The following is a 25,117-nucleotide window of genomic DNA, read 5'->3' as shown; positions in this document are numbered from 1 at the left end:
AATATTTGCTTATTGAAGTATCGTAACGTACCCGGTGAGAGGTGCGAACCCGTTTTTCAGTTTGATGATGTAGTAATAGGTCGCCAGCGGCAACAGCTTGCCATTCCACATACCATCCCATGGCGTATCGTAGCCAACGGAATAGTATACTCTTTGTCCATACCTGTTGAATACTTCGATAGTAGCACCTGGATAATCAGCGAGGTTGGTAATCACCCAGCGATCATTGATCCCATCTCCGTTTGGAGAGAACGCATTCGGTATTTTTACAGGCTTCAGCACTTTTACTTTCATCTGGTCCTGTGCACCACAGCTCCCTTTGCCGATAGCGGTGAGTGTGTACACCTGATCTGCCATTGCTACCAGCCAGGGGTTCAGCACATTGGCAGACGAGAGCCCATCACCAGGTGACCAGCGGAATACCAGTTGGGTGCTGTCGTTGGCCGTTGCATTAAATTGTATGAGGGTACCCTGTGGTACGACGAAGTCATCGCCGGCATCGATCACGGGTTGCAGGTATACCACTACCTGACTGCTTACAGGGCTGGATATACAACCTGCACCGTTAGTAACAGTGAGCTGTACGGTGTATTCACCTGGCGTGGTGTATTCTTTCACCGGGTTACGGCTGGTAGAACTACTGCCATCCCCAAAGGTCCAGCTCCACGACGTGATGTTATCACTGGCATCTGTACTCTGATCAGTGAATATGCTTTCGGTGCCCTGACACAGCGTATCAGGCGATACGGAGAATTGGGCCACCGGTTGGGTAAAGAAGGCACTTAACACTTTGTCTTTACTACTGCTGCAACCATATTTAGTAGTAGCGGTCAGTGTCACCGTATAGCTGCCTGCCTGCTGATAAACATGCGTTGGCGAAGCAGTCGTACTGGTGGCTGTGCCATCACCAAAGTTCCACTGATAGCTCATAGCTGATTTATCAGGCGTGGAAGTGCTATTAGTAAATTCAGCAATCCCTTCCGGCATACAAATATGCTGAGGTAGCGCAAAGTCAGTAGTCGGATTAGGATGTACAGCCACTGTGTGGATAGCGGTATCACTGACGCAACCATTGTCACTGACCGCTACCAGTTTCACAGTGTAGGTCTTCCAGACAGTGTATGTTTTGTTGAAGGTTGTATTATCAGTATGACTCTCGCTGTTACCATCACCAAAGTTCCAGTTCCAGGAAGCGATGTTACCTGTTGAGATAGTGGATTGATCACTGATCACCACCGGTGCTCCCAGACATACATCTTCCGCCGTAAACGCAGCAGCTGGTTTTGGATTCACTTTGATAGTGGTAGAGATAGAATCTATACAACCACTGCTGGTAGTAAATACATACCAGATGGTGTGTGTGCCTGCACCTGCGGTCGTTGGATTGAATGCCCCGGCAGTGCTTGTACCCGGGCCTTTGTACACTCCTGTACCAGTTACCCCATTGGTTACGGCAGCTTTTGCTACATCAATTGTTCCTTTCAGATTGACGCATACAGAATCCAGCCTGGTGTAAGTGAGTTTTGGTTTCAGTTTAAAGACGGCAGTTACGGTCGTATCTTTCGTACAACCATTGGCTGTAGTCGCACTGTATTTGATCGTATAAGTACCAAATGAAGTGTATGTATGTTGTGGGTTTGCATCTGTGCTGGTGTTTGGATTGGCAGGAGTAGCCGCTGCATCACCAAAGTCCCATGTATAGGAGCTCAGTGTTTGTGCATCAGGTACAGTGGTCGTACTGGTGAACTGTACGATGCCATCTACTGCCAGACAGTTGTCAGGGTAGGTAAAGGATGGAACTGGTTTGGCGTATACAGTGACTGATTTTGTAACCGTATCGCTCACACAGAGGTCGCTTACCTTTACAATATGCCTGATATTGTAAGTGCCGTATGTATCATAATGTTCAGGCTGCGCAGCGGCAGTCGGGTTGTTATTGACAGTGCCATTGCCACCATCCCAGTACCAGCCTACTATAGGTGCGCTACCAGCAAAGGATGACTGATCGGTAAGCGTTACATCACTGCCTTCACATACATTTTGTACACTGGTATTGAAATCAGCAGTAGGTCTTGGATAGATGGTGATAGATGCAGTGGTATCGGCAATACAACCTTCTTCTGTAATTACACTCAGTTGTACACTCTGCGTACCCGCTGCAAAAGCATGTGTCACATGCTGGCCACTATCTGATACTGGTCCGGCAAATGTCCATTTCCAGCGATTGACATCGTATCCATTTCCGCTTGTGTCTCCTGCAAAGTAGACGGAGTCTTTTGTACAACCGGTATGTGTATAAGAGAACTTCGCGGAAGGTTTTTTCTTCACTGTCACAGAGATCTTCACCTGTTCGGTGTGATCACATTTTTCAATCTCAGGGTTGGTGTTTGTAATCGTAATATCGTAAGTGCCGGTATTACTGAACTGGTAAGTACCCGGCAGGGTGTATTTGTAATAAGGTACGCCATTCACTATTTCCTGACCAGCGCTAACCGGATTAGTGATCACCACATCATTATTGGGTGTGATCGAACTACCCAGCTGACTGATTTGCCACACCATATTTGTAGGATGATAAGCCAGTAATACAGACAGTTCTACAGGTGTATTGGTACAGGTAAAATCGTTCTTTACATTGGCAGTATCATATTGGTTGTGGATCGTACCCACTGCATTCAGGTTATTGATCATGGTACCCGCATTGTAGCCATAGCTTTCCACAGAGCCTAAACCATATGTTACTGCAGTAAAGGCAGAATCGCTGGAAACAAGACATTGTGCCTGAGCAGCTGACCACCGTTTAATGACTATAGAATAACCGGGAAGATTAGGATGTGCATAGGTATAATTCCACGCATTATTTAAACCGTCTATTTTCAATGTTTGCGTACCTGCCGTAGGAATGATCAGGGTGAGGTAATTTGTGGTAATATTCTCCCTGGTATTGCGGTAGAAGCCAATATTTTTGATGGCCTGTTCTATCGGACTGAGGTACACCATTTCCGGATCTCCATCTCCGGAGGTGTTTGGGCATGCTCCCTCTGATGACATAAACTGCGCGACCATGACTGGTTTATCGGCTTCTATATAATCTGCCGTACCACTCGTAAAACGGTAAAAACTATTTCCATTCAAACCAGTCAATACCACACCATTCCTTTTCACCACCGTAGTAGGATCCTTCACCAATACTTTATAAATGTTGGTCATAAAAGAGGAAGGACTGGAAGATGTACTGGTGGGTGCCAGCAGATAACGCTTACCCCATGCCTGCGAAGGGAAAACCTGCTGCATGTTGTTGTCGCCACTGCCTCCGGTACCTACTGTACAACCAATGGCTGTACGGCTACTGCCAGAAAATACAGCAATGGGATAACAGGTATCACCCGGATTTGCAATAGAGCGTACTTTGGTTCCCGTTAATTCAACTCCTGAGCTGCCATTTGTACTGCCTACTACCTGATAAATCTGTCCCTTATTCAAGGTCACTGTAAAAGGTACATTGGCCAGATTGCCGTTGCGGGTCAGTGCAGAAGGTGTGATTTCCACCACCGTACTATCATGGCTCGCGATCACATACATCCAGGAGAAACAGTCTGGCAGATAATTCTGCTCGCTATTCAGGGATACATAATAATACCCCCAGGTATTCACAGGCAACAATGTAGTGGCGCCGGAAGATGCAGAACCAAATATGTGTCCATATGCAACAATGGGTACATTGCTCACGATATGAATACCCTTGTACCTGAAGATACCTTCGCCACCTGTACCTCCAAAACTGGGTGGTACTGAATACAAACGCGCATCGTAGGTCCCGCCTTTCGGTATAAAATCAGTCGCAATCACCGTATTGGCGGGTATAGAATAAGTACGACTCCAGCCAAGACTATCTACGGACACAGTGACTACAGCAGGTTGCTCCGCACTCAGGTACAACACCATCTCCTGCGAGTTCGTCCAACCGGGTTCCATAAACTCATGGTGACCATACGCCGTCCAGAACTCTGTTCCTTTATTGGAAAGGTTTTGTGCATGACCTGATAATACTATGAAGAACAGCGAGACCAGTGTGAGCCACAAGGAGCGCTGTATGCTGCGGCTGTTGCCCCCACCCGTAGGTGGAGAGCAATAGCAAGCAGTATAATTTAAAAAAGGATACTTCATGGGATAACTATTTTATTAGGCCTACCTGATCAGGTTCACTGAACCTTTTCTATCTACCGCACTACCATCTATCAGTTTCAGTTTTACCACATAGATGTATACTCCTGAAGGCTGCGCCTTACTCTTGTAGAAACCATCCCAGCCTACTGACTGGTCATTTGATTCAAAGACCTTCTCACCCCACTGGTTGAACACCATAAAGTGTACTTCACTGATCACAGCACCATATACTTTCAGCACATCATTCAGACCGTCACCATTTGGAGAGAACGCATTTGGAATATAGATACCATCTGTGAGTGTAACTGCTGATACCGGATCGGAGAGCTTGTCTTCACAACCTTTTACTTTCACGATCAGCGTTACTTCCTGCACCGGTTTCAGACCTGTTACTATATGTTCTGTACCCTGTGCACCAGATGAAGGTGTAGTCCAGGTATTACCACCATCGATACTTACTTCGTAACCAGTTGCACCAGGTATCGCATTCCATTTGAAGCGGATGGTGTTTACACCGATGCTATCCACTTCTACTACAGGTACTGTAAGCTGTGGCAGTACAGTGACGGTGGCTGGTGTGCGTGAGGTGCTTACACAACCATTCTTCATTGCTTCTACATAGTAGATACCAGGCGTTGTTACCGGATTGATGGTAAATGTATTACCAGTATCCAGCAGGGCACCACCCGTCTTCGCATTGAACCACCTATAGGTCACACCGGTTTCAGGATCTTTCACTGTGAAGGTCACAGATGAGTTGTAACAAACGGTGAAGCTATCGGTCACCAGTTTCGCTGCAGTTGGTTCATTCGCTACTACTTCTTTTGTCGTATCACCGATACAACCTTCGGAAGTAATGATGTGCAGTTCTTCAACATAGGTACCTGCAGCAGGATACTGTCTGGTTACTTTTTGTGTAGAAGCTGTCGTACCATCTGCGAAATTCCATTTCCAGGTATTGATGGCTGCATTGTTTTCTGTGATTACACTACCTGTCAGCTCGGCGATATCAGCTACGCAACCGGAGTAATCCACACTATAATCCACTACTGGTTTCCTGATCACCTTGATAGTGAGGATCACCTCTGAAGTGTTGTCACAGCTTTCGATCTCAGGATGCTGCATCTTCATCGGGATGTAGTAGGTACCTGGTGCAGTGAACATGTAATCACCTGTCAGGTCATATTTATAATAAGTCTTTCCATTTGCAACAATGCTATCCAGTGCTACAGGGTTTGTTTGTGTCACATCGCCTGCAGGCAACAGATTGCTTACCTGGCTCAGTTCCCATGTGATGGAGACTGGCTTGATTGGCAGCATCGCTGTGAAGTGGAATGGCGTACCGGCGCAGGTATAATTAGAACTGCTGCTGGAGCCATAATTATTGTTAAAGGAGGTAGTGGCATTCAGATTTCTCACCAGTGTACCGGCATTGAAGCCATAGCTTTCTACGCTACCCATACCATAGGTTACTGCGGTAAAGGCAGAGTCGCTGGTTACTATACACTGTGCAGAAGCAGCTGACCATCTTTTCACCACTACTGAATATCCCGGTTTATTAGGATGTGCATAAGTATAGTCGAAGAGGTTACTGTTATCAATCAGGAGAGATGATAAAGCACCTGTAGGAATAATCACGGTGAGGTAGTTGACATCTATCGCCTCCAATACATTGCGATACAAACCTACAGCATTGATACCCTGTTCCAGCGGACTGATATAGAACATTTCAGGATCACCCATTGAACCGGTATTCGGACAAGCACCTTCTGATGCCATGTACTGAGCTACCATAATTGGTTGATTAGCTTCCAGGTAATCAGCGGTATTGCTTTGGTATTGATAGTAGCGTCCATTGATCAAACCTGTCAGCGGCACATTATTCAGTTTCACAACGGTAGCAGAGTCTTTCACCATTACACGGAAGATATTCGTAGAGAGTGTAGCAGGATCATCAGAACTGCTGGTAGGCGCTGTGAGATAGTGCATACCCCATGCCTGTGACGGGAAGTTTTGCTGGATCGCATTATCACCGGAGCTACCGATTGAACCATCACAACCCAGGGACGTACGGCTATTGCCGGAGAAGACAGCTACCGGATAACATTTACCTGCTGCGTTGGTGATTGATCTCACCTTACTACCAGACAGATCATATCCTTCTGATCCACTCATGATCGCACCCAGTACCTGGTACACCTGACCTTTATTTAGTGTCACGGTGAATGGAACCTTGGCTGGTTTACCTGCCAGTGTAGGTACGGATGGCGTAATTTCAACTACCGTATTATCATTGTCTGCGATGATATAGAACCAGGAATAAGAAGTAGAACTATAGTTCTGACGGGATGTGAGCGCATAATATTCATATCCGTAAGTTCCTACAGGCAACAGCATGGTTGCACCGGAAGAGGCAGAACTATAGATGTGTGCATAAGCTACGATAGGCACGTCACTTTCTATGCTGATACCTTGTTCATACAATCCTTCGCCAAGCAGACGTGCATCGCTCAAACCTGCTTTAGGGATGATATCTGATGCCAGTACGGAGTTGGCTGGTACTGTATATTCTTTTCTGTAGCTGGTACCATGGATCTTCACTACTACATGTGCAGGTTGTTGTGCACTCAGGTACAACACCATGTTCTGTGAGTTATCCACATTCATGTAGTACTGGTGACCATAGCCTACCCAGAAACGGGTACCTCTGTTAGAACTATCCGGCAGAGCTGGGAAGCTTGGCACATCGGGTTCGCTGCCTTTCAGACCGGTATACCTGTCGAGGTATGATAACTGATTTTCAGAGATCGTCTTAAAGTCAGTATCGACCTTACTACTGTCATTCACCACCCATGCAGAGTCATTATTCGTTCTACCCAGGTGGATTGTTTTTTCATCTGTGAATGTACCCTGCCATGAAGGCACATAGTATTGTTTGAAGTCAAAGTTGCTGTACTGTCCACTTGCATCTACGTCGGTATAGAAGTACATAAATTCCTGTGTAGGCGTCAGGTTTGGCGGCTTGATACCTGAGTAGCGTTTCAGCGTCAGGGATGTAGGCACTGCACCTGAAGCAGCCCAGGTAACTTTCGCTACAGTATCTGTACCGAACATGAATGTCTGGGTAATACCCGGAGATGGAGCAGCCGGTACCGGTGTTAACAACACGGGTTCTACAGCTGGCAGGAACTCATACGCCCCCATGTCTGGTACACCTTCTGCCAGTGTTTGTGGACGGTATGCACCGCTGAAATCATGTGCATTACCTCTCACCTGTACACCACGGCCATGAATCGCCCATACTTCAGGGTTATTCAGATCTGGCAGCAAGTTATTATTACCCGCTTCGAATGCAGGTTTGTAAACGATAGAATGTACATCCTGATCAGCAGCTGTCACGAAATCATTCAATGTCGTATAGTTCGCACCTGTATTCGTGTTTCTGATCAGGTTCGTACCAGATGTATACAGTGTATTGTAATCACTGTTGTGATACCCCACACTGGTTGTATACATGGCATAACCACCACCTGTATGCGAGAATATATTATTTCTGTAGAAGACATTGCTGTATCCGGCAGAAGCGTGACCCAGGTAAGCAGCGATATTGTTGGCAGATGAAGTAGCGGCACTCTGAACAGTATTGTTATAGTACACACTATTTGCATCACTACTGCTATACAGGCCATAAGAACTGCTCCCTGATGTGGCGATGTTGATCACATTGTTTACGTTATTCACGTAAGTAGAATACTGGTGGCCCAGACCATACATGGTACCAGTATTTCCTGTTGTGGCAATCACCCTGTTACCATCCATCTGCGCAGTATCCGCCTGCGATGCATCACAACTATAGGTGTATATACCATAGGTTGTAGTGCTGGCATTGCTGATGTTTACGATATTATGATTTGTCTTGAACGCACCGTCATCGTAGTAGTTATAGATACCGTAAGCTGTGCTGGCCAGCGGTGTAGTCAGGTTCACATTGTTACGGGTGATAACGATATGATCTACATAAGATGAATAGATACCATTCACATAGGCACCGGTTATAAAGTTGCTGTCAATCACGATGGACGTTGCCAATTCACCCGTACCTGTACCTGAGAAGTAAATACCACTGGCACCATTCTGGATGGTATTCCCAACGATGGCATTATTGTTTCCTTTAAAGCTGGTTGCATAGACACCTACCATATTCGTACTGTTGGTAGTTGTAGACGGCATACTCAGGATGTTGGTCAATAAGCTATCGTAGGCTGCATTACCGGCCAGTTCAACCACTCTTGCATAAGTAGAGCCAGTCGCTTTAATGGTAATGTTTTTATAAGTCACATAGCTGGCGCTATCCAGTTTCAACACATAGTTCGCAGCCGAAGTTGGTGGGGTAGTCAATGTAACGGATATAGGATCGCCTGTCTGACTACGGAAAGTGACACGGCTGGTATCTGAAGCACCTGGTATTTTACGCATGCGGATCTTCTCATTGTAAGTGCCAGGTACTACATCGAAGATCACCCAACCGGCTATACCACATTCCAATGCTGTCACAGCCTGTTGGAAGGAGGTGAAGTTACGGCTGCCTGTACCTGTAGGATTGATGGTGTATAATCCTTTCACCAGTGGAGCATTCATCGCTACTGTAGCGATTGTGGAGAATGCGCTGTCGGTGCCACTACATACGATCTTACAACGGAAGTAATTGAGCATACCCAGCTCCATTTTGTAATGAGATACATAGAGTGTATCGGATACATTGATCCATGGACCAGTAGCTGTATAAGAAGCCTGCCACTGATAAGTCATACGGCCACCCGGTGTATTGTTTGTCAGATCAAGAGTGATCTGGGTACCCATACAGATATTGCTGTTTGGCGTTACCACCGCAGTACCCGGATTCAGCGGAGACATGCATGGTACGATGTCTATTTCATAGGCTCCGATATCAGGTGTAGTCGTGCTCCTGGTTTTGTGTAAGATATCGTTGGTGATACCTAATGGGATACCTGTATTATCCAGCGGATAGATAACCGGTGTCAGGTTGCCATTTGGCGCATCCGCATAAACAGGGTCTATACTGATGGTAGCTGCATCCTGACCGGCAGAACCTCTCCAGTCTGCCAGCGTAGCCTGGTTACCGTTATTGTAACCGATAAATTTATTGTTGCCGCCACCGGCTACATAGTAGTCATTGTGGTCAGCGAAGAACTCTGTACCGGTCGATGACAGGTAAACTGCATATTTATAGTTGGCACCAGAGTTATTGATAGTAATAATGTTATTCTTGAAATTAATACCTGTGGTTGTACTGGACTGATAGTAGCCTCTTGAATAGTAAGAAGAGCTACCACCTGTATTATCCAATGAAATTGTATTGTGGTAGTAATTGATATTTGGAGAATTGTAGTTGTAGAAACCATACTGGTATCCTGCACCAGTAGTTTTGTACATGATATTGTTAGCTACCAGTATAGGCGTATTTGAATTGGAAGACACACTACTGAAGTAAATACCATAGAAGTAATTAGTAGAGGTCAGTGAACCGCCAAAAGGATTGGTGAACCTGTTCTCCAATACACTCAGGTTCGTGTTTTCACCATAAGCATACAATCCATAGTAGTAACTCACATTTGTACGGGTAGGTCGTTGTATGGTATTGCCTTTCAACAGTGTACCGGAAGTATATTCTAAGTACAGGCCATAGTAGTAGAATTCCTGCAGAATATTGTTTCTGATGGTTGTTCCATACACAGGATCACTGCTGCCACCTACAATTGTCACGCTATACAAACCACCTGTCACAGTATTGCTGTCAATCACGTTGCCAGTACAACGGGTAGCACCTGTAGTAGCCGGATCAGAGTCAGAAGCATTGATCACGATACCAGCGTAGTTTGAATTATAACCATCCGTAGTATTCGTAACGATGTTACTATGTCTTACCACATTGCTATCAGCATGATCGATGAACTGTACACCATAACCGTAGGTACCTGTACCGGTTGCATCGATGTTCAGGCTATCGAAGATGATATGGTCTGTATGCTTCAGTTTGATAACTGCGCGCTCATCGGTGGTATTGGAGCTATAGTGGATCGTGTTGCCATTACCCAGGAAGGTGATGGTATTGATGGCGGAAGTACCTCTTATAGAGTCGAGCGAGAACTGTTCTTCATAAGGTGTACGCCCTGCTACAACATTGAATACTACAGGGCCAGTAATACCACATTCCAGCGCGGTTTTCACAGCTGCAAAGCTGGTATAGTTGGTAGCGCTGGCCGGTGAATTCTTATCTACCGTATAGGTATTTGGTGGCAATGCAGGGTTCACAGTCAGCAACACAGGCGTGGAATAAGTGGTATTACCACTACAGGTCACTGCTGTACGATAGTACAAGGTGGACGTAGACACAATCACCGTATCAGGATAATTGATAGGCGTACCGAGGTTTGTCCATGGTCCTGTAGCAGTAGTAGCGTACTGCCATTGATAGGTCTGTGTTAAACCATTGCTATTGCCGTTCAAACCTAAACCTACATTCGTACCCACACATACCGGATTCTTGTTCACAGTCGATGTACCAGGCACTGGTGGTGCGGTACATGGATCAGGTGTAAATTCATAGGCGCCCATATCCGGTGTAGATGTACTACGGGTAGTGCTGTTGATATCTGCTGCGATACCTACAGGGAAGCCTCTGTCATTTACTGTCTGACTGCTTGGGGCATAGTTACCATTCGTGCTGTCCTTATAGATAGGATTCGCTGCCAGTGAATTGGCATCCTGAGTTGCAGCGGTTTGCCAGTCAGTCAATGTCGCCCTGTTAGCGGAATAATAACCGGTGTAAGCATTGGCAACTGTCGCCGCCAGATAGATATTGTTATAATTGGATACGATGTCGCTTGATGTGGTACCAAAGTAAATACCATGCTTGATATTCTGTCCACCACGATTGATGGTGATCATGTTATCCCTCAGATAAACACCTGCTGCCTGTGTAGTCTGGTAGAACCCTCTGGTTACATAAGAGGTACCTGGTGTAGCAGATCCATCCAGTGAGAGGGTATTATGATAATAGAATACGTTGTCTGAAGAACTGTTGTAAAATCCATAAACAGAACCACTACCTGTGAGGTTGTAGATCAGGTTATTGCTCACCACATTCTCCAGTGTATTCAGCGCATCTACGCTGGTAAAATAAATAGCGTAGAAGGTACTGGTACTGGTGGGGTTGCCACCAAATGGGTTAGTAATCCTGTTTGCATTGATGTTTAATTTCGTACTCAGGTTCGTCACATAGATACCATAGAAGTTATCCACAGAAGTACGTGAAGGACGGCTGATCGTATTTTTCTCAAATGTGAGGTTATATGCTCCATAGATATACATACCATAATAGTAGAAATCCAGGAACTTGTTGTTGATCACCTTATTGCTGGCATTTGAGGCCGTCGAGCTGGCTACCAGCGTCATGCTATAGTAACCACCCGTCACAGTATTATTGCTAAAAGTATTGTTGTCACAGCTGGTGGAGCCTGTTCCGGTAGCTGATGTAGCAGATGCACTTACGACGATACCTGCAAAATCTGAGGAGGTAGAAGTCGTATTAATAAGGATCTTACAATTGTTGATGGTATTGTAATCTGCATCATTCAGCAATTGTACACCAAATCCATATTGGCCGGAAGAACTGCCTTTGGCCTGAATTATCAGGTCATTGAAGGTGATATAATCTGCACCATTCAGTTTGATCACAGCTCTTTCTGCGCTCGATGTACTGAGGTAAGCGATCGTATCATTGTTACCATTGAAGGTAACTGTATTCGTTGCTGATGCCCCCGGTACCGGTGTCATAATCAGCTGCTCATTATATGCAGAAGCCGCATTGGCCACTACATTAAATATCACTGCTCCGTCAATACCGCACTTGATATAATTGTATGCGTCATTGAAGGATGCAAAGTTACCTGCACCTGTAGGCAACGCTTTATTGATAGTGAAAGTACCATGTACTAACGATGGACTAGTGACCTGTACACTCGTAGAGTTCGCCGCATTACTGCTGGCAGTACAGGTAACCACGCAGCGGTAATATGAAGACACAGTCTGCGTGGTAGTAAGTGATGACAATGTATCATTGGGAATGTTTGTCCATGTGCTATTGTCTGTAGAAGATTGCCACTGGTATTTCAGACCGGAAGCAACCGTCACACCGGTGAGTGAAAGTGTAAAGCTTTCATTCAGACATACGGCTGAAGCACTGCTGGCTGCAGTACCGGCAGTGGGAGTACCGGTACATGCAGCGGCAGGAGTCCAGTTAAAAATAATGTCAGGACGGGTCGTCGATGCTGAGTTCACCTGTGAGGTGCCGCAAAGACTGGTACCCGCATCCTGGTAATATGTATGGGACCCATTGAACGCAAGACCTGTCGTGTAAGGGAATACGGGGTTATGGGTATAGGAAGCCGCGCCGCCACATACCTCTACCAGGATATTGTCCGTACCATTCCAGAAGAAACCTGAAGGAATGGTAAAGGAGTTCAATCCCACCACCGGCATATAATTCAGTGGTCCGTAAAAGTTATTACCTACGGGTTCATAATATGAATCAGACAATGAACTCACCGTAGTGCCGACTATTTTAATAGCATAATTTTCGGCACCGTCCACATCGCTTCCTACAGATGTGGCGTTGAATTTCAAGGCATTGATCATACCAGGGCCCATGCCTTTGGCAGTCAATTCAGAGGCTCGATAAAGATATTGGGCCCGGGTAGCTTGATACCAGTCTTGTATAGGACATGGATAAGATGTCGTAGAGTTGCTACCGTTGCCCAGACCGATGGTAATATCAGTCTGTGCACGCAGACCAATGGCCGGCAGCAACAACAATAACAGGTATAAGACAGCCCCGAGGCGTACAGAAACAGGCTTGGTTCTCATATGGGTTCTCTTTTTCTATTATTTAGGGGTTAATGCATTAGAATAATTGCCAGCTGATCCAGCTACGGGCATCCTTTACATTCACCATGTCATAGGTATTGTAGTCACTGGTTTGTACAAAGTAGTAACCAGTGCTTTCTGTGAACTTGGTGACGATATTCGATATGGTGGTGCTACTGTAATCAGGGATGGTATACCATGTGCCGCCATAGGTGAATGTGGTAATGCCGCTGGTGCTGAATTTTGCTTTAAAGGCCGGTCCGTAGTAACTGTTTTCCATGATTCCATTAAAGTCATATCCACTACTCTGGAAATTGGGATAGTATAACAGGTACTCAAAACCGGATATAGATTTGAAGTTGTAATAGTCATCCTGACCATCTACATGAATTCCTGCATCTGAGTAGTAATAGTCAGCCGCGTTTATAGCTGCATTGTACCAGCGGGAACCGGCGGTGCTGTCTACGATATAGGGTTTTTTATCACTGTTGATAGTAACAACTCTGCCATTGACCTTCAGGGTCATAAGCTGATTGTCTTCTGACCAGGAGACATCCTCAAATCCATTAATGGTTTCCCCGGCATCGGTAAATGGTTTGTCAAAGGCGACGCCAGTGGGTGTGAAGTAATAACCGGCACTGAATTTTACGTTGGCATTTACGATTTTGATGCTCTTGTACTGCTGGTTGATATAGATGTCGTAGTCACCTTTACCAGTATGAAGCTTTTTAAAATAAGTAAGAAACCGGGAAGAATAATCAAAATCCCAGTTCCGTTTTCTATCGTAATAATCCTGTGCCTCTTTGGAGGTAGCTTTGACGAGTACGGCCTTGCTGCCATGCAAACGTCCTGTAAGTTTAATTGTATCACCGTCGGTGCTCATGCCATCCAATATGAACTCAAAATCGGATAGCAACCCGCCGCCATAATAACCGCCGTTAATACCAGCGTCGGGATCGCAGAGTATATGAATATAATTGTAGGTATCAAATAATAAACAAGGTTGCTGCAGGGCTTTCAACCTGTAACTGCTCTCCTGCATAACGGAGAGTGTGGATGAATCCCAGTCAGAATACATCTGTACACGATTTGCTGTATCGAATTTGAAATAAAAACTAAAAGGTACCGCGGATATAGCCGAGGGATACACAAGCCCCTTCCATCCATATTCGGCACTGGTAAGCGTAGTACTGTAGGTACTGAGCACTTCATTAATTCTTTCATCGGGCGATTGTTTAAATACATTATCATCCTCCTTTTTACAGGCGGCAAAGCATAATGCAGTCAAAAAAATATAGAGGTAAAAATTTGTTCTCATAAAGCATCAATAAAAAAGTGCGTTAATACTGTCTCTGGTTGCTTTCTGCAAAGCGTAGAAGTCTACATCGTAAGCGGACTTGTAATAATTCACCACCATCGCTTCTTTCTGCCGCAGGGCAGCTACGGCCTGTGCCTGTGTAGTGCCGTTGTCGCTGGTCTTATCCTGTACGCTGTTTACAATCCTGTCAAATCCTTCTTTTCCTTCTATCAGCATAGTGGCGATCATCTCTACGAAATCCTCATTCTCACTGCTCATGGCATACGGCGTCACAAAACCATCCTGGTGTGCGTCGGAATCGTAGATATTGTTCCAGTTAGCCGTATAGAGCCCTACACTGATCTTTTTAAACTCGGTTGGGTACATTATATTCTGGTGGAGAATATGCCCGAATTCGTGCTCTATTACGTGAAAGATCTGCTTCACATTGGCAGTATCACCTAATTGGTAGCCATCCATTTCTTTGGTACGAAATTCATTCAGTAGGTACATCACTACCTTACGACCACCTTCGGCAGTACCCAGGGTGATAGTACCGTTGTCATTCCAGCTGGCGCTGCCAGAGAGAATGAAAAATTTGGGAGAATACTTCTTGAAGAAAAGTTCTCCGGCATACTTTATATAATTATCTATCCATACTTTCATAATTGCCTGCATGGCAGGGATCACCACCTCTTCTTTAGGTGGTACCAGTGTTTTGGTCACATCAAATTCAAACTGGTCCCATTTGTACTTCACCTCTATGTTGTAAGGAACAGTGAGTGAATCATACAGCCATTTGTCTAAAGAATCCTCGACCCAGGTGTCGCCACCCAGGCCGGGGATGTCTTGCACACCACTTAGATCATCGTTTTCTTTTGAACAGGCTGCCAGGGCGATCACCAGCAGGAAGAAAAAGAGTGCGTTTAACGGTTTCATATATGCGAAATATTTTTGGTTGTTATCTGGGATTCAAAGCGAGACCTGCTGTTTGGGCCGACAATGGCAATTGCAATACGCGGCGGTTATCACCGGCAATTATCGAAGTCTTGGCGCCATTGATATCATAGTGATTCACAGTGATACCGTACCTTTGTATATCAAACCAGCGATGTCCTTCCTGTATAAACTCCGCTCTCTTGAAACTAAGGATGGTGTTCAGCAGAGCATTACTACTGCTGGAAGTACTATAGAAGGTCTCTGCCTTAGCAATGGTCACCGCATGCGTCGTAGCATCATAGTTCACAATGCGCTTGCTGGCGAAGAGGTTCAGATCATCCAGCACATCGTTCGTATTGCCTAAATAAAGATTGGCCTCTGCCCTGTTGAACAATACTTCTTCTGTTGTAAACAGCGGCACCATCACATAAGGATCACCAATAGTCGCATTCACAGATGCCTTCACGAAGTATTCTGTCAGCTTTGGTACAAAGTAGTCGCGTGTACCATAGTAATATATTGGATATGTATAGCTACCACCTGTTACATTGCGACCCAGCGCTACGGACTCTATGGCGTAGTCCATACCAAAGCGATACTGCGCTACATACCGGCCATACAGTGACTGCGTTTCTACAAGTAGCAGGTTACATTTTTCAGTAGCCCGGGAATATGTTTCCCACAGCACGGATGGCGTCATCGTTCTGTAGGTGGTATTCCATGGACGCATGTAACTGGCCAGGTCATTGTTAGGGAAAGTCTTGTTGGCAAACTCCACCACCTTTGCATAATCTTTCTTAAACAGGTAGAACCTGGTTGCAAAGGCGTAAGCTGCTGATTTATTGAAATGGTAATGAGGAACGTCGTATTTTTCGTCGTTGATCAGCGGAATGCCAGCCAGTAAATCACGCTCAATATTATCATACACATCGGCAACCGTGCCACGGTCATATTGTTTGAATACCACCGTTTCAGGCTCAGTTACATACGGAATACCCGGATCAGTAGCTGCTGTGGCAGCATTATAGAATCTGGAGAAGAATGTCACCAGCATAAAGTGTGCATATGCTCTTGCTACCAGCGCCTCTCCTTTTTGCGCCTGGTACTGGGTGGTGTCAGTAGCGTTTTCACATGCCTTGAGTGCGTTGTTGCAGGCAGCAATAGCTTTGTAGCAGGCTGTCCAGTACCACTCAGGAGAATCTTGATTGATGTCGTTGACATCATTGAAGAAATATGGATCTTCATTTGTCCTTTCTATCACCCCGGCCCCTTTGTCTGTTGCATTGTCAGACATCGCTTCACAAAACACGATATAGTTGGCCTGCGGATACGCAGTGCCTAATAACTGAGATACCTTTTGCGGTGTATTTAACTCTGTCCAGGTACTATCAGGAGATTGGTCCAGATATTTACTGCAGCTACTCATAGCAAGCAGGCCCAGACTGATCAATGATACCCGTGTAAAATTTTTCATGTTAGTCTTCTTCTTTTTAGAGTCCTACTTTTAATGAAAGTGTGAATTGCTTTTGGATAGGTTGTGCTACACCACCCGTGTTGAAGAATTCAGGATCCTGTCCTCTCAGCTTACTGTCTGAATAAATCAGCCATGGATTGATGGCAGCACCTGTCACTGACAGGTTTTTCAGCCCGGTCTTTCTGATCAGGTACTGTGGCAGCTGATACGTGAGGGATACTGTCTTCAGACGGATCATATCGCCTTTGGCCACTCTATCGGTCGAATAGTTATAGTTGTTATAAGGATAAGTGCCGTAAATCACATTTTGCTCCAGTGCATCGAGTATAGAAGGTGTTCTTGTCACCGTCTCATCGCCTGGCATTACCCAACGGTCGTAAAACTCTTTAGGCATAGCATCCAGGTCAGAGTAGTTTGTCTTGAATGCAGGGTACAGACGGATCTTGTTGCCCCACTGGTAAGTGACAAATACATTCAGGGATAAATTCTTATAATGGAAAGTATTGGACAGACCACCGTTCGCCGGAGGATCTACCGGTCCCTCATATACGAGGTGAGAAGTATTCAGGTCCTGCAGGTATACATCCGCGCTGATTTCACCGTTCTGGTTCAGAAAGCGGGGATAACCATTCTTTGGATCCAGCCCTTCGTATTTAATAGAGAACAATCCTCTTACAGGGTATCCTTCTTTATTACCTCCTTCAGGCACCACCAGGTCAAAGATGGATGGGATGTTCTTTGCATTCGTGATCCTGTTGGTATTGTAGCCAAAGGTCACATTCGCTTTCCAGCCCCAGTCCTTTCTGCGGATCACATCACCTCCCACCATTATTTCAATACCTTTTGAATCCATATCTGCATAGTTGGCTGCTTTGTACAACTCACCACCGATACCGGATGTCTTGATCAGACTGATCAGGTCAAAGCTCTTTTTCCTGTATGCATCGATAGAGAAGTTGAGTCGTCTGGCGAAGAAGGTACCATCCAGGCCAATGTTCGTTGTGTACATCTTTTCCCAGGTCAGGTCGTCGTTCTGCAGGTGTGCAATCTTAATGACAGATTCGACTTCATCGAGGTGGCCACGGTTGCTATTTACTGTCTGGTATACAATGTTGGAGTTGGTAGCAGGTCCCATACTGGCAGTGAGTCCATAACTTGCGCGTAGTGCGAGGTAATCTACCCAAGTAGCTGGTTTCATAAATGCTTCTTTATCGATGTTCCAGCTACCCGATATACTCCAGGTAGGTAACCAGCGGGCATTTTTAGAACGACCCAGTTTATTCGACCCATCGTAACGGGTAGTACCGGTCAGGTTATATTTCTCTTTGAAAGCATAGGTAGCAGTTGCATAAAATGCTGCAAAGCGATCGTAGTCCTGGCTCATACCATAGTAAGGGAAATTGCTTTCGATCGTTTGCTTCAGAATGCGCGGGTCTGTGAACGCCACACCACCGTTATCATACTGGTAACCATAACCGGTGTTGGATGAGTTTTGTCTGTCAGCATACTTTACCTGCTGCCCTACCAGTACATTCAGGTTATGCCTGTCAGCCACATTGAGGGAGTAGTTTAAGCTGTTACGGAAATCATAGTTTACCAGCAGGTCTTCTGTACGGTTGTAAAAACCACCATAAGGCAGTACCACTTGTGGCAATGCATCAGGGTTGTCCGGGTCGCGATAGAGGAACTTGTTGTTCTCAGCAATGGTCGAATTGCCATTTGCGCGATATGCATTCGCCATGTTACTGTTCTCAGTGATCTGGTGTTCACGTGAAGACTTTACATAGCGCAGTGCGCCTACGAGTTCATAGCGAAGGTTCTTCGTGAGCTTCCAGGAAAAGTCGCCCTGAAGGCGCAAGTCCATCATGTTTATTTTGAGATAGTTGTTTTCAACCTCAGTCAGAATGTTGAACGGTGCAAAGTTTCTTCTGAAGTATTCTCTGTTACCGCTTTCATCAAAGGCTGTCAGCGTACGGCTGGTGTTCAGTGCATAGCTGAATGGGTTGATATCAAAGTCGCGGTCATACTGTCCTTCTACAGGGTTGCTGGTACGGCTCAGTGCACCGGGTGCTTTTTGCTGACGTACAGAGCCTAAGACAGAGAAGCCGGCCGTAACCTTGTCGGACAACTTATAGTTGTTCCTGAAGTTGAGTGTGTACCGGCTTACTCTGTCGGCTACTGTCCAGCCGTTATCGTGATAATAGCTGGTGGAGAAATAGGACTGAGACTTATCTGTACCGGAGGAGATACTGAGGGAGTGTTCCTGAATAAAGCTGGTACGGAACAGGATGTTGAACCAGTCAGTATTGGCAGAAGCATATCTCAGCAGGAACTGCCTTTTCGCCTCCGGGGTGTTTTCTAATGGGAAGTTGCCATTTTCATCCGCATTCAATTCCTCATACATCTTTCCATAGACCCCGTTATCACCACGGGAAAGAATATCTGAAGTCAGTGCGCCTTTGCGTTCCAGTTCTGCCAGTACCGACATTTGCTGGGCTGAGTTCATGATATTATAATTACCATAATTTGGTTTCAGCTGAGTACTGTAGTTACCGCTGTACATGATAGATGGTGTACCTATCTTCCCTTTTTTGGTAGTAATTACCACTACCCCGTTCATAGCGCGGGCGCCATAGAGTGCGGTGGCGGCGGCATCTTTCAGGATGTCGAAGCTCTCGATATCGTTGGGGTTCAGACCAGCGACAGAAGAACCCATCAGCGTAGTAGGGTCGCCACTGGAGAGCTGATCGTTGGAGATATTGACCACATCTTCCAGTACCACACCGTCTACCACCCACAGTGGTTTGTTGTCACCATTGATAGAGGTTGCACCACGTACACGGATCTTTGGTGCAGACCCGAATGTGCTGGATACGTTTTGAATAGACACACCGGCAACGCGACCTTCCAGCATACGGCTCACATCGGGCATACCATCTATCCTGGCGTCGTCCATTTTAATACGGGTAGCAGCGCCGGAAAACTTGCTCTTATCAATGTTCTGAAACCCTGTTACGACTACCTCCTGTAGTTTTGTTGTTTTCTCTTTCAGGAGCACCGTCAGCAAATCACCACTAAAGGTGGCCATCGGGATCTCCTGTGGTTCATAGCCAGTGAGGTTGATGACCAGAACGGCATTTGCCGGAATACTTTTCAGCTCGAACACACCTTTGTCATTTGTAGTAGTCCCCCTGGTTGTCCCTTTGATCATCACTGCTACACCTGGCAGTGGTTCTCTGTTTGCGGTGAGCACCACACCTTTAATGTCCTGTGTGCGGAAGGCCACAGAATGACCTGTGCTGGTTACGCTTGAATTAATCTTTTTGTCTGCCTGACGGATGATGATTCGATCATACAATACGGTATACGACAGTGAATAAGGTTTTAATAATCTATTGAGGAGCGTTCCTACCTTTTCGTTATGAGCATTCACATCGACCTTGTCGATGGCTGTGACAGAGTTGCCTGCGTATATAAAAGATACGTCGGCGAGATTCCCGATCTTGTCCAATGCTTCTTTTAACAGTACATCTTTTAACTCAAGGGATATTTTCTTTTCCAGTGCATCCTGTATACCAAAACCGGCAGCGTGTATAGATAACAGTAACGCCAACACGGTTAGTTGAAGGAATAGGGTCGCCTTTTTAAACATTGATCATAAATTGTTTTGTGCGTTTCAGGAAATAGAGTGCCCATTCCGGCTCTTGTGAAGCCAGGGCAATAGCGCACCTGCTGCGGTGCAGTCATAGTTTTTTATGGATTAACCGATTTTTCGAAAATGGTTACCCGGACGGCGTGCGTTTAGATTTCGTCATGTTTTTGCGATTCATTTTGGTTGTTGCAATGTTTGATTTTCACAGTAAAATGGCTAACCTTGGTTGGGTATCACAGCGATTACAACAGGCCGATTGTAATCATGCAGTACAGGGTCCGGATGCCTTCCTGTAGCGGGATTGCGTACTAAACCCCGGTCAGGCATTCCTTCACAGTACAAAATGCTAGTCCTATCCTCTCATAAGGTTGTCTCGGTTAACTGCTTGTGTCTTTTTTTCCTACTTCTTTTTACTACTGGCAGCTACCTCCACTGATGTTGAATCCGTTTCCGGCGCTGTCTTTATTGATTCTGGCGTTCAACGATAAAGCTATTACGTTTAGGGCTTTCTCAGGTTCATCAATAGTATTGAAATCACCATAAAAGGCGCAATGCTGTAAGCGTTTGTCTACTGTAACATTAATATTGTAATACCTTTGCAGGTCGTTTACCACTTTTATGAGCTCAGTGCCGTCATATACGAATCGGCCCTGTTGCTTCTGTAAATAAAATCTCGCATCATCGGAAGCATCTGACATTTGCAGTTGGTCGGTAGTTTTGTTGTATACGGCCCTTTTATTGGCGGTGAGGATCACTTCCTGACCATCATTACGATTTCCATCTATAGCCTGTACCTGTACCATTCCTGTCAAAACCACCACTTTTGCTTCCCGGGCATCCCGGGCTTCAATATTAAAGGAAGTACCCAGTACCCGTGTATTTATTAATGGAGACGCGACGATGAAAGGATGTGCATTGTCGTGCTGTACATCGAACAGCGCCTCTCCTGACAATGCCACTTCGCGCTCCGCTTTACCATAATCTCCTTTATATTTCAATGAGGACCGGGGTTCCAGGAACACCTTTGATCCATCTGGCAACGTCACTTTCTTTCGTTGCTCTCCTGATAATACAATCAACTCCTTTACAGGCGGATGTGATACCTTGTAGTATCCTATTCCTGCCGCCAGTATCAACATGGCCGCTGCCGCTGCCCTCCACCATAGTCTTCTCACTATTGGTTGTGGCTTTACTGCGATCCGCTGATGGATATTTTTCAATATCCTCTCAGAGTCCTCCCTGGCCAGTATTGGCTCGGCGGTAAACAGGTCCGCATTGTATTCCGCTGCGGCAAACTCCTGTAATTCCGTAAGATCTTTTTCATTCAAATATTGCAGAAACCACACTCTGTCTTCCTGTGTCCAGTTCTTATTATGCAACAGATGTTTGAAGTATTCCTTCCTGTTCTGCACTATTTTGATTGCTTATTTACACTAAATACGTGGAGGTGGTAAATGTGGGTGGGTGGTTTTTGAAAAAAATTTACATATTCTTAATACTAATATGTTGGACACAAAGAATTGTGAAAAGATACAGTTGTAAATTGCAGATATTACGGTGTATTTTTATGCAGGTATATACGAAAAAAAACAGACCCTCCTGTAGAGAGGGCCTGATCAAGATAGCTTAAAGGTTCTCCTAGTCGTGGTAATTCAGGAAAAGGAGGAATAACACTATGTATTTATGTTCTTTGTTTTTTTGAATATAATCATTGAGTTTAGCCATTGCTACCGACAGATGTTCCTTCACCGTATTCCGGGAAATATTCATCTCTGCTGCTACTTCATCATATGTCTTCCCTTCCAGTTTACACATCGTCACAATTTTTCGCTTTTTGGGAGATAACTGTGCAATTGCTTCTTCGAGCAACTGATATTGCTCTTCATATACATTTTTATTATCCAGTCCCAGATCTTCTTCCGGATTTATATTATATAGTTCCTTGTGAATGGTTTGCTCGCGCAGCTTGCGCCTTACATAGTCTACCGATAAATTAAAACTGATTACAAATAACCATCCGGCCACCGACTGGGTAGCATTAATTTCCTTTCTCTTCTCCCACAACTTGGTAAACACCTCCTGGAGAATATCCTCGGTACCAATTGGTTCCTTTACAAACTTGAAAATGTTACGGTACACCGCCTGGTGATATTTCCAGTACAGTGAATCAAATGCACTTACATCGTCCTGTTGTAACAATACTACTAACTCGGCATCTTGTGTATTCATATCACGACATTTATATAACCCGTATTTGTCTAATACAAGCTATATGGCTGTTTAAATGGGTCCGGGTTTCAATACAATGGCTCCATCAATCCGAGAGATAAAATAGTAACATTTCTTTTTATTGTGCACTATTTTATAATAAAAAAATAAATTAAAACTAATTGAAATGTATTTACCCTTGTAATATCGATGCAAAGTAATGTACGTATTAAAAAGCAAAACCACCAGTTAACAAATGTAACCGGTGGTTTTGCTATTGGCAGGGTTTGCTCGTCACAACGCAGCCACGCTGCAACTGCATCCTATACCTTTCTTGCTTAGCAATTCATCATCAATATTTTACAATCTTTCTTGTTTCTGTTTCCACACCATTGAATACTCTTACCAGATAAACTCCAGGAGCTGCTTTGGACAGATCTACCTTTTCGCCACTTACAATCCGTTTTGGCGCCAGGATAGTCTTGCCATCCAGGGTGTAGATGCTTACATAGAGGTAGCCATCCTTAGTTGGCGCTTTCACCTGTACTTCGTTAGCAGTTGGGTTAGGCGTTACAGTGAGTGATGTAGAAAGTTTAGTCTCTTCCGTTACACCCTCCTGTACTTTTTCTGCAGTTGCAGCAGCAGGAGCAGCAGTACGGGCAGCAGATGCTGTAGAAGCACGTACTACCAGGGAAGTAGTCCAGTCATTCAGGTTCACGGTAGAACCGTCAGATAAACCTACTGATACCAGGCAGGACCAGTCACCTCTGAACAGGTAAGCATCGCCTGCGAAATTGATATCCTTGTAAAGGATCACTTCGTAACCGCTTGCAATCTTCATAGATGAAACATCATCGTTCGCTGCACCCAGCGCAATCAAATCCGCCATGTTGTAGCTACCAACACCCAGCGAAATTGCATAGCCACCATAGCTACAATCCTTATAGATAGTAGCTGCAGCAGATGAAGGCGCAGGAACTGTACCTGTAATCTGGTAGCTACCCAGTGAAGCATAGTTGGAATAACCGGTAGTAGCAGGATCCAGGTAACCTGTACCTGTAATAGAAACATAATATGTACCTGCAGCAAGGGTCGCACTCAGGGTAGCAGGCAGACCAGAAGGATTACCTGTTGCTACTACAGTACCACTACTGTTGTACAACGTAGCCAGGATATCCAGATTTGGCTGGCGGGTAGGTGTAGCAATGCTAAGAGAAAGTGCACCACCACCTGTTGTGAATGAGAAGAAGTCCAGGTCGCCTGTACGCTCAATCACACCACTTTTATTAACAGCACCGGTAGTGCTTACACCCAATGAAGATGCAGTAGCAATAGTACCACCATAATCATCTGTTCTGTAACCTACACCATAAGTAGCGCTGGAAATTTTAGCGAGATCATCTTCAGTGTTGTTTGCATACTGGTATTCACCTTTACTCCATTGTACAACTGGAACATAATAACCTGCACCCATGATAGGCGCCCAGGTACCATTACCCAGGTAGTAACCTTCAGAAGGAGAAGTACGGCCATCATGACCCAGACCAAAGGTATGGCCTATTTCATGTGAAGCTGCATCACCTGCACCCTTTACGCCACCATTGAAAACCCAGCAAGGTGTTTCGTTACCCCAGTTGAAAGAACCGATGTAAGCTACACCACCACTGCCAGGCGCGGCGGTGTTGGTTGGGGTGAAGATACAACGCATTCTTCTGTTAGCAGGATATGAATTATACACTGCCTCATCATTGGTGATGTTCAGTTGGAATGGGCGGTAGTCTTCACTTACCAGTTCCCATACTTCCAGCTGTTCAGCATCACTCAGGTTAGCAGCTGCTGCATTGATGGTCACACCACTGTTCCAGTAAGAACTGGTTACAACCTGGCCATCGAAATCCAGCAATACCACACCATTAGCGTTTGGCAGACTTTGCAGGGAGCCCAGTGCAGCTACACTGCTGGTAGCAGTAGCAGATGCCACCTTAGCTCCACCCTGTGGAGCAGGTGCTGGTGTATAATCGATACAAAGGATAGAATCCAGTGGTACCTGTTTCACATAGGCAGTACCGTTTTCAGTATAATATTTATACCCAGTTTTGGTTTTACGGAGAATCACGAAACCACGTACATCTTCTCCTTTTACTTCCAGGTAGAAAGATGAACCAGCTACACCATCAATCTCACCGGCCATAAACTCCTCTGTTTTATTGTCTGTACGACGGGAGTTTACTTTACCAGTCAATACAGTATTTGGACCTACTTTTAATTCTGCAGCGCTGGTCAGACGTGCATTAGAAGATTTTGCCTGTGCTCTGATATCGTCGCGAAGGCCCGCAGGAGAACCTAAGCGATAAGGTTGTTGTTGCCCGAAAGCAAATGCCGCCGACATCAGCAGCATAGTTGCGCCAGATAGAAATTTTACAATTGTGCTCAT

At 45.3% G+C, this 25,117-nt stretch carries 9 protein-coding genes; all 9 read right to left on the bottom strand.

Annotated features, from left to right (window positions below; translation table 11 throughout):
* Nucleotides 1–9: 9 nt before the first annotated feature.
* Nucleotides 10–4,167 carry a PKD domain-containing protein gene (locus tag QQL36_RS15125; protein WP_321570161.1) on the bottom strand — a complete coding sequence of 1,386 codons (4,158 nt, stop codon included), beginning with the start codon at nt 4,165–4,167 and terminating at the stop codon, nt 10–12.
* A gap of 21 nt (nt 4,168–4,188) precedes the next feature.
* Nucleotides 4,189–13,113 (bottom strand): gliding motility-associated C-terminal domain-containing protein, encoded by an 8,925-nt coding sequence (locus tag QQL36_RS15120; RefSeq protein WP_321570160.1) that lies wholly within the window; start codon nt 13,111–13,113, stop codon nt 4,189–4,191.
* A 37-nt stretch (nt 13,114–13,150) separates the two neighbouring features.
* Nucleotides 13,151–14,431 (bottom strand): DUF4302 domain-containing protein, encoded by a 1,281-nt coding sequence (locus QQL36_RS15115; protein WP_083720462.1) that lies wholly within the window; start codon nt 14,429–14,431, stop codon nt 13,151–13,153.
* Between the two features lie 6 nt (nt 14,432–14,437).
* Nucleotides 14,438–15,349: a putative zinc-binding metallopeptidase gene (locus tag QQL36_RS15110; protein WP_083720464.1), complete on the bottom strand. Its 912-nt coding sequence runs from the start codon at nt 15,347–15,349 to the stop codon at nt 14,438–14,440.
* 22 nt (nt 15,350–15,371) lie between these two features.
* Nucleotides 15,372–16,823, bottom strand: coding sequence for a RagB/SusD family nutrient uptake outer membrane protein (locus QQL36_RS15105; protein ID WP_321570159.1), 1,452 nt, complete (start codon nt 16,821–16,823; stop codon nt 15,372–15,374).
* A 16-nt stretch (nt 16,824–16,839) separates the two neighbouring features.
* On the bottom strand, nt 16,840–20,475 hold the full coding sequence (locus QQL36_RS15100; protein WP_321570158.1) for a SusC/RagA family TonB-linked outer membrane protein: 3,636 nt from the start codon (nt 20,473–20,475) through the stop codon (nt 16,840–16,842).
* A 413-nt stretch (nt 20,476–20,888) separates the two neighbouring features.
* Complete coding sequence (locus tag QQL36_RS15095; RefSeq protein ID WP_321570157.1) at nt 20,889–21,887, bottom strand: FecR family protein; 999 nt, start codon at nt 21,885–21,887, stop codon at nt 20,889–20,891.
* Nucleotides 21,888–22,113: 226 nt separating this feature from the next.
* Nucleotides 22,114–22,704: an RNA polymerase sigma factor gene (locus QQL36_RS15090; RefSeq protein WP_083720471.1), complete on the bottom strand. Its 591-nt coding sequence runs from the start codon at nt 22,702–22,704 to the stop codon at nt 22,114–22,116.
* Nucleotides 22,705–23,035: 331 nt separating this feature from the next.
* The gene (locus QQL36_RS15085; protein ID WP_321570156.1) at nt 23,036–25,117 is read right to left on the bottom strand and encodes a T9SS type A sorting domain-containing protein; all 2,082 of its coding nucleotides are present in this window, start codon (nt 25,115–25,117) and stop codon (nt 23,036–23,038) included.

It is taken from the genome of Chitinophaga sp. LS1 (assembly GCF_034274695.1).
Classification (GTDB): domain Bacteria; phylum Bacteroidota; class Bacteroidia; order Chitinophagales; family Chitinophagaceae; genus Chitinophaga.
The sequence above is the reverse complement of the archived record's forward strand: the minus strand, read 5'-3'. Positions and strand labels throughout refer to the sequence as shown.

Bases quoted from the DNA above. Each gene is read 5' to 3' on its own strand.
- QQL36_RS15125 (WP_321570161.1), bottom strand. From the start codon at position 4,167: ATGAAGTATCCTTTTTTAAATTATACTGCTTGCTATTGCTCTCCACCT.
- QQL36_RS15120 (WP_321570160.1), bottom strand. From the start codon at position 13,113: ATGAGAACCAAGCCTGTTTCTGTACGCCTCGGGGCTGTCTTATACCTG.
- QQL36_RS15115 (WP_083720462.1), bottom strand. From the start codon at position 14,431: ATGAGAACAAATTTTTACCTCTATATTTTTTTGACTGCATTATGCTTT.
- QQL36_RS15110 (WP_083720464.1), bottom strand. From the start codon at position 15,349: ATGAAACCGTTAAACGCACTCTTTTTCTTCCTGCTGGTGATCGCCCTG.
- QQL36_RS15105 (WP_321570159.1), bottom strand. From the start codon at position 16,823: ATGAAAAATTTTACACGGGTATCATTGATCAGTCTGGGCCTGCTTGCT.
- QQL36_RS15100 (WP_321570158.1), bottom strand. From the start codon at position 20,475: ATGTTTAAAAAGGCGACCCTATTCCTTCAACTAACCGTGTTGGCGTTA.
- QQL36_RS15090 (WP_083720471.1), bottom strand. From the start codon at position 22,704: ATGAATACACAAGATGCCGAGTTAGTAGTATTGTTACAACAGGACGAT.
- QQL36_RS15085 (WP_321570156.1), bottom strand. From the start codon at position 25,117: ATGAGCACAATTGTAAAATTTCTATCTGGCGCAACTATGCTGCTGATG.